Annotated in this window: 11 protein-coding genes; all 11 read left to right on the top strand. The window is 32.1% G+C overall.

The window, feature by feature from the left end; genetic code table 11:
• Positions 1 to 57: 57 nt before the first annotated feature.
• The 11 genes from N0B48_RS22420 to asnB all read left to right on the top strand — a co-directional run bounded on the left by N0B48_RS22420 (position 58) and on the right by asnB (position 11980).
• The gene (locus N0B48_RS22420; RefSeq protein WP_259841689.1) at positions 58 to 1071 is read left to right on the top strand and encodes a Gfo/Idh/MocA family protein; all 1014 of its coding nucleotides are present in this window, start codon (positions 58 to 60) and stop codon (positions 1069 to 1071) included.
• Between the two features lie 5 nt (positions 1072 to 1076).
• Complete coding sequence (locus N0B48_RS22900) at positions 1077 to 1772, top strand: CatB-related O-acetyltransferase (protein WP_283950737.1); 696 nt, start codon at positions 1077 to 1079, stop codon at positions 1770 to 1772.
• Positions 1765 to 2976 carry an oligosaccharide flippase family protein gene (locus N0B48_RS22410; protein ID WP_259841688.1) on the top strand — a complete coding sequence of 404 codons (1212 nt, stop codon included), beginning with the start codon at positions 1765 to 1767 and terminating at the stop codon, positions 2974 to 2976. Before N0B48_RS22900 ends, N0B48_RS22410 begins: the two co-directional genes overlap by 8 nt.
• Complete coding sequence (locus tag N0B48_RS22405; protein WP_259841687.1) at positions 2960 to 4219, top strand: hypothetical protein; 1260 nt, start codon at positions 2960 to 2962, stop codon at positions 4217 to 4219. Before N0B48_RS22410 ends, N0B48_RS22405 begins: the two co-directional genes overlap by 17 nt.
• Position 4220: 1 nt before the next feature.
• The gene (locus N0B48_RS22400; protein WP_259841686.1) at positions 4221 to 5390 is read left to right on the top strand and encodes a glycosyltransferase family 4 protein; all 1170 of its coding nucleotides are present in this window, start codon (positions 4221 to 4223) and stop codon (positions 5388 to 5390) included.
• Positions 5391 to 5395: 5 nt separating this feature from the next.
• Positions 5396 to 6010 (top strand): CatB-related O-acetyltransferase, encoded by a 615-nt coding sequence (locus tag N0B48_RS22395; RefSeq protein ID WP_259841685.1) that lies wholly within the window; start codon positions 5396 to 5398, stop codon positions 6008 to 6010.
• Positions 6011 to 6317: 307 nt separating this feature from the next.
• A complete protein-coding gene (locus N0B48_RS22390; RefSeq protein WP_349644563.1) occupies positions 6318 to 7484 on the top strand; it encodes a right-handed parallel beta-helix repeat-containing protein in 1167 nt (388 codons plus the stop codon).
• 149 nt (positions 7485 to 7633) lie between these two features.
• On the top strand, positions 7634 to 8782 hold the full coding sequence (locus tag N0B48_RS22385; RefSeq protein WP_259841683.1) for an N-acetyl sugar amidotransferase: 1149 nt from the start codon (positions 7634 to 7636) through the stop codon (positions 8780 to 8782).
• 1 nt (position 8783) lies between these two features.
• On the top strand, positions 8784 to 9401 hold the full coding sequence (hisH, locus tag N0B48_RS22380; RefSeq protein ID WP_259841682.1) for an imidazole glycerol phosphate synthase subunit HisH: 618 nt from the start codon (positions 8784 to 8786) through the stop codon (positions 9399 to 9401).
• Positions 9395 to 10165: an AglZ/HisF2 family acetamidino modification protein gene (locus N0B48_RS22375; RefSeq protein WP_259841681.1), complete on the top strand. Its 771-nt coding sequence runs from the start codon at positions 9395 to 9397 to the stop codon at positions 10163 to 10165. The genes hisH and N0B48_RS22375 overlap by 7 nt, the downstream gene beginning before the upstream one ends.
• Before the next feature lie 3 nt (positions 10166 to 10168).
• Entirely contained in the window at positions 10169 to 11980 is a 1812-nt protein-coding gene (gene asnB, locus N0B48_RS22370; RefSeq protein WP_259841680.1) for an asparagine synthase (glutamine-hydrolyzing), read from the top strand.
• The last annotated feature ends 6 nt before the right edge of the window (positions 11981 to 11986 follow it).

Below are 11986 nucleotides of genomic sequence, written 5' to 3'. Positions count from 1 at the left end.
TAAGCTTTATTTGAGAAGTTTTGCAGGCCGCAGAATAGTACAGTTAAATTACTTTATATGAAAGATAAGGTTAAATTCGCCATTATAGGGTGTGGTTACATTGGGAAGAAACATGCGGATATGATTTCTATAAATCCTGAATGTGAATTGGTAGCATTGATAGATTTTAAAGAAAGTAACTCATTAGATGTAGAAAACTATAATGTTCCTTTTTTTTCATCATGGGAAGATTTTTTAGATTCAAATATTGAATCAGATGTTATTGTGGTTGCTTCACCAAACGGGCTGCATTTTGAACACGCATCAAATGCTCTGGATGAAGGGAAACATGTAGTTATAGAAAAGCCGATGGCTCTTAATAGACAGGATGCTGAAAAACTGGTCTTTAAATCACTTAACAGACACAGACAGATTTTTGTTGTCATGCAAAATCGATATTCTCCTCCTTCCACTTGGATCAAAGAAATGATTGACAGTGGAAAATTGGGTGAAATATATATGGTTCAACTCAATTGTTTCTGGAACAGGGATGAAAGATATTACAAAACAGAATCATGGCATGGTAAAGAAAAATTAGACGGAGGAACTTTGTTTACACAGTTCTCCCATTTTATTGATATCTTGTATTGGCTATTTGGAGATATTACTAATATTCATGCGAAATTTGCAGATTTTAATCATAAAAATTTAACAGATTTTGAAGATTCTGGTTTTATCAATTTTGATTTTGTAGATGGTGGAATGGGAACATTAAATTATTCTACTTCAGTATGGAACCAAAACCTGGAAAGTTCCATGACTATAATAGCTGAAAATGGATCTGTGAAAATTGGAGGTCAGTATATGGATAAAGTAGAGATTTGTAATGTAAAGGACTATGTAATGCCGGAACTGGCTGATGTAAATTCAATGCGAAGCTTTGGAGCTTATAAAGGAGCTGCTGCAAATCATCATTATGTGATAGATAATGTGGTAGATGTTTTGAAAAATAGAAGTGCGATTACTACGAATGCCCTTGAGGGACTGAAGATAGTAGATATTATCGAAAGGATATATGCACTCAAGAAATAATTAGTATGAAAAGATTTATTGCCAACCTTTTTTTTGCATTATTTATTAATATTTTTAAAAGGATAAAGTGCAGCTTTAATGTGAGTATGTCTCATAATGTATTTTTTTATCTGATTAAAAGCAAATTAAAAGATGTGAACCTTAGAGATGCTTTGCTGGGAACAGGCGTTGCATTAAATGATGGTGTCACCTTTTTTAATAAGCCTGAGGTTTTTGGAAAGGTTATTATTGGAAAATATACAAGTATCAGTGGTCCATCCACAAGAATTTGTGCCGAAGTGAATCAGGTAATTATCGGTTCATTCTGTTCTATCGCATCCAATGTTGTGATACAGGAGTTTTACCATAATTATGACTTGGCAACAACTTACAATATGCAGGCGCATTTTTTTCGTTCCCATGAAAGCGATTTAATTTCCAAAGGCAGTATCATTATTGAAGATGACGTTTGGATTGGATCGAATTCTGTGATATTATCAGGAGTTAAAATAGGAAGAGGAGCTATAATTGGCGCAGGATCGGTTGTCACAAAAGATGTTGAACCCTACGCAATTGTTGCAGGAAATCCGGCAAAAAAAATAAGAGAAAGATTCAGCAGCGAATCTATCAGTGAACTTGAAGCTTCGAAATGGTGGGAATGGGATAAAACAGAAATTTTAAAGAACGAAGCGTTTTTTAATAAAAAATTTAGTAATGATTAATAAGGACAATTTAGTTTATTATTTGGGAACAGCATTGTCTCAGGTTATTACATTGCTTACTACGCTTTATATTTTATATCATTTTTCACCGGACAGCTTTGGGTATTTTAGTCTTGTTCTTTCAGTAACCTCCATCATTGGCTCATTGTCTACTTTAAAGTTTGAGCTTTCTGTAGCTATATCAAAAGATTCAAAATCGGCTATTGAAAAACTGAGTCTGACCATATTTGTAAGTCTTCTGACAAATATTATTATGTCGGTACTTTACTTTGCATTTGAACCCAATATAGATCTTTTTATATTGATTGCAATGTCTATAACCATAGCTATGAATGGTAGTATTCAGCAATTTATTTTGTTTGAAGAAAACCATTTGCTGAACGGTATTTTACCGGTTTTGACAGCTTTACTGAATTTAATTTTTCTTTTACTGATAAAAGGAGATCATGCACTTATATTCGCATACACCATTTCTTCCTGGCTTGTAACTCTATTTTATATATTTTGGATGTTAAAGAAAGGAAAGGAATATTTCGTTTTTTCCCTGCCATCTTTAAAGAAAATTTTTCATGAAAATAGATCTTTTGTAAAATATATATTTCCGAGTTCTATTGCTACGATTCTCATCATGTATTTCCATCCTATACTACTTTCTTATCTTTATAACAGTGCAAACGTAGGATTATTTTCTTTTGCGTTGAGAATTCTATTGCTACCCTCTATCATTATTGGAACTGTTACAGGAGCATTATTAAGGAATAGTTTATCGAAATTATATTTTAGTGGAGATTATACGGCCATAAAAAAGGAAGTGAATAAAATTCTTTTGTGGCTTTTAATAAGCTGCTTGATTTGTTTCCCAATTTTGGAGTTTTTTGTATTCCAGCTTAAAAATTTTGTAGATATTTCCAGATGGAGCGGAATAGAGAACATCTCTGTTTTAATTATTTTTTATGCAGTATCACAATTTTTCTTTATTCCTTTAAGCAATATTCCACTGGTTTTTGATAAGAAAAAACTTCTTTTGAAACTTAATGTTATACAATTGTTTCTAACATTAATGATATATTTGGGAGCTTATCTGCTTAAATGGCAATTTGAAACCTTTTTGGTCGTTTTATCAGTAGTTATGATGATTTTTTCGGCCATTTCATGTTATTGTTTTATAAAAATTGTAAAAGTAAAAAATGTTCAAACGGTATAAAGAATTTTTTTCAATACTCCTTTTTAGTTTTATTTATCAGTATATCCACACCGATTATCTGTATAAGTATTTTGACTATTTAGGTTACATGAAGAAGGATGTGGATACTTTCAGCTTAATCATTACTTATGTGATGATTATTCTGCCGATTGCCTTAATCAATAAAAGAAAATATCTATTTATAGAAGTCTCTTTTACTATATTTTATTACCTTTTGTATATTCCAATCATGATTACCTTTATGTTTCATTATGGAGATTGGTATGATAGATTGATTAATCAGTTACCTGTGTTTATAGGCTTTATGCTTATATTTACACTTTCAGGCCTTAATTTCCCAAAGGTAACTTCCTCTGTAAAATTTCCCGCGCCGAAGCTAAGGGTTTTATACTTCTTCTCGTTCTTTATCATTCTTTATATTTTATTTGAGTTCAGAGATGTATATTCTATTGTGAGCTTTGATAAAGTATATGATCAGAGAGATGTGGCAAAAGAATCATCAGTGCTCAGTGGGTATCTGATTCTCTGGATCAGTTATTTTATCGGACCACTTATTTTTATTATTGGGTTAATAAAATCAAACAAAGCACAGATCATATATGGCTTCTTCTCAGTGGTATTTATATATGGAGTAAGTGCAAGTAAAATCACACTTTTCATTCCTCTGGTAATTTATCTTATTTACTATTTATATAAAAAGCATCCGGGTACTTCAATTGTTAATGCATTGGGACTTGCTTTTAGTGGTCTTTGTTTGCTCTTTATGGCAATTTCAAAAAGCTTCTTTCTGCTTTCAGCAGTTATACTGATGAGAACTTTTGGTATCGCAGGTTTGCTAACCTATCAGTACAATGAATTTTTCAAAATACATGACAAAACATATTTTTCTCACATCAACATTGTCAATGCCATTACGGGAGGGTACAAATATAAGAACAGTCTAGGTATTGAAGTTTCAGAATATTTCGTAGGTGATGGAGTAACCAATGCAAATGCCAACTTTATTGCTACAGATGGTATTGCCAGTTTTGGATTACCGGGAGTTATCTTTATCTGTATAATATTAGGCTTGTATTTTGCATTTACAAAGTCACAAATTTCTTCAAGCAATGGATTGCTGTTGGGGCTTTTGTTTATTCCCTTCTGTTTTATTATATTAAACGTAGGGTTATTTACCTCTCTTTTGAGTGGAGGTTTTATTTTTCTAAATTTATATTTTATATTTTTTAAATCAAGTAAATAAGATGAAAATAGTCCACCTGTGCCTATCCAGTTTTTATATTGATGATTATTCTTATCAGGAGAATATGCTTCCCAAATACCATACTTTACAGGGGCATGACGTCACTGTACTTGCTTCATTGGTTACCTTTAATTCCAACGGGCAGCAGGATTTCCTTACTGAGGAGTCTTCTAAAATATGTAAGGATAATTATAAAGTAGTAAGGATAGACTATAAAAAACCTTTCTATAAATTTAACCGCTTTCTACGTATTTATAAAGATCTGAATAAATATTTATATGAGGAAAAACCTGATTTATTATTTATTCATGATTATTCGTTTTTGGATATAACCGTTGTCCTGAAATATTTGAAAAAACATAAAAACGTAAAAGTTTATGTGGATTGCCATACAGATTATATCAACAGTGCAAAGACCTGGTTGTCTAAAAATATATTCCACCATATCATCTGGAGATACTATGGCAAGGTTTTGTCTCCCTTTGTAACGAAGTTTTATGGAGTGACTCCTTTACGTTGTGACTTTTTAAGAGATGCTTATAAAATTAGCCCGGAAAAGATAGAGCTGTTGGAAATGGGAATCGATGATGTCGTTTTTGAAACAAAAATGAAAGAAAATATTGGTGAGAAACTCAGATCAAAATATAACTTAGGTGACGACTTTGTAATGGTTACAGGTGGGAAAATTGATTTCCTGAAAAACATTCATTTGGTTATGGAGGCTTTTAATCAGTTAAATAAAGAAATTCCCAACATAAAACTAATTGTTTTTGGAACAGTTAATCCCGAAATTAAAGAGGTATTTGAAAAGCTTTTGGAAGAATCCAAAGGAGGTATTATTTTTGTAAATTGGCTTTCGGCGGAAGATATTTTAGATTATTTCATCCTAGCAGATCTTATTTTGTTTCCTGGTACACATTCCGTATTGTGGGAGCAGGCAGTAGGATCCGGAACACCAAGCTTTTTCAAACATTGGGATGGGATGACTCATGTGGATGTAGGAGGAAATTGCAGATTTTTATATAAAGACTCGGCAGATGAAATATATAAGGAGTTTAAAAATGTACTGGTTAATGATAAGTCTGAATATATGAAAATGCTGGAAAATGCCAGAAATAAAGGATTGGAAAAATTTTCATACAACAATATAGCAAAAAGGGCAATAAGCTAAAAAATATGTTACAGAAAATAGAATATATCTGGAATAAGATTCTGAAGAAAATCAGACTTAGAGCGATTGTAGACAGTAAAATTCACTCAACCTCGAAAGTATGTTCTGGTTCACAACTGGTAAATGTGGTTATGGGAAAGCATTCCGACATAGGGTATGACTGTACGATCATCAATACCCATATCGGTTCGTTTTGTTCGTTGGGAGCCAATATTGTTATTGGAGGATTATCCCACAGTATAGATTGGGTTTCCACCTCTCCTGTGTTTAATGAGAATATAGATCATTTAAAACAAAAATTTTCCCATCATAAATTTGATTTGTATTTAGAAACAAATATTGGGCATGACGTATGGATTGCTAATAATGTGCAAATAAAAGCAGGCGTTAAAGTTGGTAACGGAGCCGTTATCGGGATGGGAAGCGTTGTAGTAAAAGATATTGGACCTTATGAAATATGGGCAGGCAATCCGGCAAAACTGATTAGAAAGAGATTTGATGATGAAAAAGTGAACCAGTTATTACAAACAGATTGGTACAACTGGGATGATAATAAGATCAAAAAATATGCTCCGTACTTTAATAATGTTGAATTATTTATAAAAAAGATCAATGAATAAATACCTGGTTTTACTTTTGCTATTTTGTGCAAATTTTTCATTTGGAAAAGTTTCAGTAGAAAAAGATTTGGGACTAAATTTTTCAGCAGATACTGTGAAAGTAGTACTGCAGGGAACCAACAATTCAGGGACAGATACCAAAAATTTGCAGATTGCTCTAAATACCAAAATTAAAGCGGGTTATTTAAAAATATACTTGAAAGGAAACTTTCAAATCAGTTCAGTTGTTACAACCATTAGTGACAATACCATTCTTTCTTTTGACAAAAAATCAAAACTTTCCTTTGTGAACGAAACATCCGGGATATTGATCAATAAAAATTCATGTATTATTGAAAACGGATTTTTTTCGGGAACTGGAAAAAGCACCCGGTCTTTTTATGACGGGTATGGTATTCTGATGCTTGGGGCTTCCAAATGTATCATTAGAAATAACCGTTTTGATAATATCTCAGGAGTGAATATTATGATGGTGCCCAATAAAAATATCGGTTGTCAGGATAATATAATAAGAAATAATGTCTTTACAAATCCCAAAATAGAAACATCGAAAAATGAAGGAGATGATGCGGTCATATTGATGGGCTATTCAGGAGATGGGTATTTCAATTCCAATAACATTATAGAAAATAATCAATTGGAAGGAAATAATATTCCTAAAATTGGAATTGGAATTATTGGCCACGGAAGAGATAATATCATTAACAACAATAAAATAAGTGGTTTCAGGCATTATGGTATTATCGCATACGAATCTGTGTATACTGACAAGTCTTTGTCCGGTACTGTAATTACCAATAATACTGTAGAGAATATTGGAAATTGGGAAGGTGCTAAAACTTATAAAGGAATGGGGATTTATTTAATGAAATCCCGTAATTCAAAGATTATTGGAAACAAAATTTATAATGTTTTAAAAAGCTCTGACGAAAAAGAAACCCTGGGTCCGGGAGCAATATCGGTAAGCCTTTCTCCTGAGACAATCATCTCAGATAATGTTATTGAAAATTCATATATGTATGGAATTGTAAGTGATTATAGTTTTAATTCAAAATTCATTAATAACCAGATTAGAGATGTTCGAAAGTCAGGAGCTTATTTTATCAATATGAATGATGTTGATGTTATGGGAAATACCTTTCAAAATATAGGTGAGGTTGTTATAAAAGGATATTTTGAAAACACATCATTACAATACATCAAAGACCAGATGCAAACGGATAAATACTTGAATTTAGACACTGGAAACAATTTTATTATTAAAAATAATAAGTTTTACACTAAAGGAAATGTACTTTGTTTTTCAGGTACAGGAGCAGATAAAGCTAAAAAATATATTGGCAATAAGGTAAAACGAAATGTCTTTGAAAGTAATGAAATTATTGGAAATACAAAAAAACAGGAAGAAATTGTTTCCTTTAAAGAAGAAAATACGGGAAGTAATTTAGTTCAAAAAAATAAAATTACGAAATAACGTTTAATATAAAAACAGAAGAGGATATAGAAAACAGTTGGAATTTTTTACTAGCACGGTTTTTGTATATCAGGGTATTGACAAAAATTAGGAAATTCAAATTTTATATAGCTTATATTATTATATCTTTGCAAATTAAAAATTAAAAGATGAAAAATTCGGAAAAATCTGTTCAGGTGTGTGTTAATTGTATTATGGACACTACGGATGAAACTATCATATTCGACGAAAAAGGAGTGTGCGATTATTGTGGAAATTATTATAACAATATTCTTCCCAACTGGCATCCTAATGAAGAAGGAGAGCAGGAAATTCAAAAAGTTATCGATAAAATTAAAGCCGAAGGAAAAGGAAAAGATTATGATTGTATCATAGGTATTTCAGGTGGCTTGGATAGCTCGTACTTAGTGTATCTGGCTGTGGAAAAATGGGGCTTAAGACCAATGCTTTACCACGTAGATGCAGGTTGGAATTCAGATGTTTCTACCAATAACATCAAAAACCTTGTAGACGGTTTAGGTTTAGACCTATATACAGATGTTATCAATTGGGAAGAGATGAAAGATCTTCAAAGAGCTTTTATAAAATCTCAGGTTCCTGATATCGATACACCTCAGGATTTGGTATTCTTCTCTTCACTTTATAACTATTGTGCGAAAAACGGAATTAAATATATCTTAACAGGAGGAAACTTCTCTACGGAATGTGTAAGAGAGCCTCTTCATTGGGGAGCTTATTATCAAACTGATATGAAGTACGTCAATGATATTCATAAAAAGTTTGGGGAAAGAAAATTGAAAACTTTCCCAAGATGTGATATTTTTAAATATAAAATTCAATATAGATTGGTGAATGGAGTAAGAGTGGTAAAACCTCTTGACCATACAAGATTTATCAAAAAAGAAGCTGAAGATCTTTTAGAAGAAAAGTTCGGATGGCAGAGATACCAGCACAAGCACCACGAATCAAGGTTTACAAGATTCTATGAAGCTTTCTGGTTACCAAGAAAATTTGGATTTGATAAAAGGAAAAACCATTTGTCAAGTTTAGTTCTTACAGGTCAGTTGACTAGAGAAGCTGCTTTAGACAGAGTTTCAAGGTCAGAGCTTCCGGAAGATGAATTAATGAAAGAATTTGAATATGTAGCTAAAAAACTTGATTTTACAGTGGATGAACTTTGGGGATATTTCAATGGACCTAATAAAAGTTTCAAAGACTATAAAAATAATTATAAATTAATACAATTGGGAACTAAGGTGATGCAGTTGTTAGGTCTTGAAAAAAGAGCGTTTAAATAATATGGTTACAATTATTGATTATGGCGTTGGTAATATCAACGCTTTCCTGAATATATATAAACAGCTTAATATTCCAGCTACTACAGCAAAAACTGTTGAGGGACTGGATGGTGCAACAAAACTTATTCTTCCGGGGGTAGGGCATTTTGATTATGCCATGCAGAGATTTACAGATTCAGGAATGAAAGATAAAGTAAACGACCTTGTTGTTAATCAAAAAACACCTGTAGTAGGTGTATGTGTCGGTATGCAGATGATGGCAAAAGGAAGCGACGAAGGAACCCTTCCCGGACTGGGATGGATAGACGCATATGTTCATAAATTTGATGCATCACAGGTTTCTGCCAAACTACCATTGCCACATATGGGATGGAATGATATTGACATTGTAAAAGATACACCATTACTTAAAGATTTGGAGGTAGACCCAAGATACTATTTCCTTCACAGTTATTACTTTAAGTGTAATGATCAGAATGATTCTATTGCAGAAACAAAATATGGAATAAACTTTACAAGTGCTGTCAATCACGACAACATTTTTGGAGCACAGTTTCACCCTGAAAAAAGTCACCATTTTGGAATTCAACTATTAAAGAACTTTGCTGAAAGATGTTAAGACCAAGAATTATACCCTGCCTTTTGGTTCATGATAAAGGATTGGTAAAAACCGAACATTTCAAAAATCCAAGATATTTGGGTGATCCCATGAATGCGGTTAGAATTTTTAACGAAAAGGAAGTTGATGAGCTTATTATTCTAGATATAGACGCTACTGTAGAAGGAAGAGGTCCGGATTTTAGAATGATTGAGCATTGGGCTGAAGAATGCAGAATGCCTTTATGTTATGGAGGAGGTGTAACAACTGTAGAACAAGCACAGAGAATCTTTTCATTAGGTGTAGAAAAAATAGCTTTTAGTGCGGGAGCAATTAATAATCCTGATATTATAAGAGAAATATCTGAAAAAGTTGGAAGCCAGAGTGTTGTTGTGGTTTTGGATGTGAAGAAGAAAATATTCGGTGGCTATGAGGTGTATACCCATAATGGAAAAAAAGCAACCGGGAAATCACCATTTGAATTGATTAAAAAGTTTGAACAGCTTGGTGCTGGAGAAATAGTAATTAATTCTATTGACAAAGATGGGGAGATGAAAGGGTATGATGTAAAACTTATTGAAGCTTCAAGAAATGAAACAACTTTGCCGCTTACAGCAATAGGAGGCGCAGGTAAATTAGAAGATGTTGGCGAACTTATCAGTAAGTTTGGAATAATCGGAGCTGCGGCTGGAAGTTTATTTGTTTTTAAAGGAAAATTAAAGGCAGTGTTAATTAATTATCCCAATTTTTCAGATAAGGAAAATCTTATCAAAAAATACTTTTAAGTAATGTGTGGTATTGCTGGTATTATAAATAAAAATTCTAATGTTGTAAAGCAGGAAGACCTGAAAAAGATGACAGATAAAATGTCACACAGGGGCCCTGATGCAGAAGGTTTTTATTTGTCTCAAAATTTGGGACTTGGACATAGAAGATTGTCCATTATTGATATCAGTGAATCCGCAAATCAACCTTTTTTTTTAGAAGATAAATACGTGATGGCTTTTAATGGAGCTATATACAATTATATCGAAATTAGAAAAGAATTAGAACAAAATGGTTATTCTTTTAAAACCAATTCGGATACAGAAGTTTTGATTATTTCTTATGATTTTTGGGGTGAAGAATGTGTGAATAAATTCAACGGAATGTGGTCCTTCGCTATTTTTGATATTGAGAAAAATAAACTATTTTGCTCAAGAGACAGATTTGGTGTAAAACCATTTTATTATTATACAGATAAAGATAAATTTATTTTTGCTTCAGAAATAAAGCCAATTCTTGAAATAGAAAAAGTTGAAAAAGTAAACCTTCAGGTCCTCCTTCAATACCTCATTATCAATATCTCTGATCAAACCAACGAAAGTTTTTTTGAGAATATTTTAAAACTACCGGGCTCTCACAATCTTGTTTACGATTTAAATACTCATAAATACCAAATCTATAAATACTATGATATTCAATTTAAAGATGAGATCAATAAATTAAACCTTCAGGAATCAATTGATATTTTTGAGAAAGAATTTGATAACTCAATCAAAATAAGACTCCGTTCTGATGTGAAAGTTGGTTCAGCTTTAAGCGGTGGAACAGATAGTTCTTATATTGTTTCAGTAGCTTCAAAATTCTTGACAGAATCTAATGAAATAGAGAAATTTACAGCAATCACAGTTGGATCCATTGATGAGAAAACAGATGAAAGCAGCCTGTCTTCACTTACAGCTAAAACTTTAGGAATCAATCATGATATTATCATGCCTAAGCAAGATGAATTTAAAGATACTTTTGAAGAAGTAATTTTTAAACATGAGGAGCCTTTTGGGGGAATTGCTATTTATATGCAAAAGTTCCTGATGAAAGAGACCAACAAGCTCGGAATCAAAGTTTTACTTGATGGGCAGGGCGCTGATGAAATTTTGCTGGGTTATAATAGATATACTGCCGCTTATTTGAGAAATCATGGTGTTTTCAGTAATATCAGATTTTTGAGTAATGTGAAAAGTCACTATGATATTTCCATATTACAGGGATTAAAGATTTACTATTATTTTTCCAATTTTTTTGTCAGAAAATTCTGGCTAAAAAAACGAGGTCAGATTTTAAAAGATCAATACTTTAAGATCATTGATTTTTCAAATACCAAAAGATTGACAAAATCTTACAAAAAAATATTTGAACTCCAGAAAAATGAAATTTTTTGGTGCCAGTTACCTGAACTTCTAAAATGGGAAGACAAAAATTCAATGAGCTATTCCGTTGAGACCAGACTTCCTTATTTGGATTATAATTTTGTAGAGACATGTCTTTCCATTAATAATCATTATAAAATCAGAAAGGGATGGTCCAAATATCTGTTAAGGAAAAATATGGAGAAGCATTTACCGGATCAGATTACTTATAATAGACGAAAAATCGGATTCGAAGCTCCCGTTGATCAGTGGTGGCCAAGATCTGAACAAATTTTGGATGTTATTAATAACTCTAAAATTATAAAGGAAATCTCAAAAAAGAAATTTACCTTTATTGCAGATCGCGATCTGGAATGGAGACTTTACAATATTGCAGTCTGGGAAAGATTGTATAATATGAAAATAGAATAATAAAAA

Origin of the sequence: Chryseobacterium herbae, assembly GCF_025154075.1 — a bacterium.
Classification (GTDB): domain Bacteria; phylum Bacteroidota; class Bacteroidia; order Flavobacteriales; family Weeksellaceae; genus Chryseobacterium; species Chryseobacterium herbae.
The sequence above is the reverse complement of the archived record's forward strand: the minus strand, read 5'-3'. Positions and strand labels throughout refer to the sequence as shown.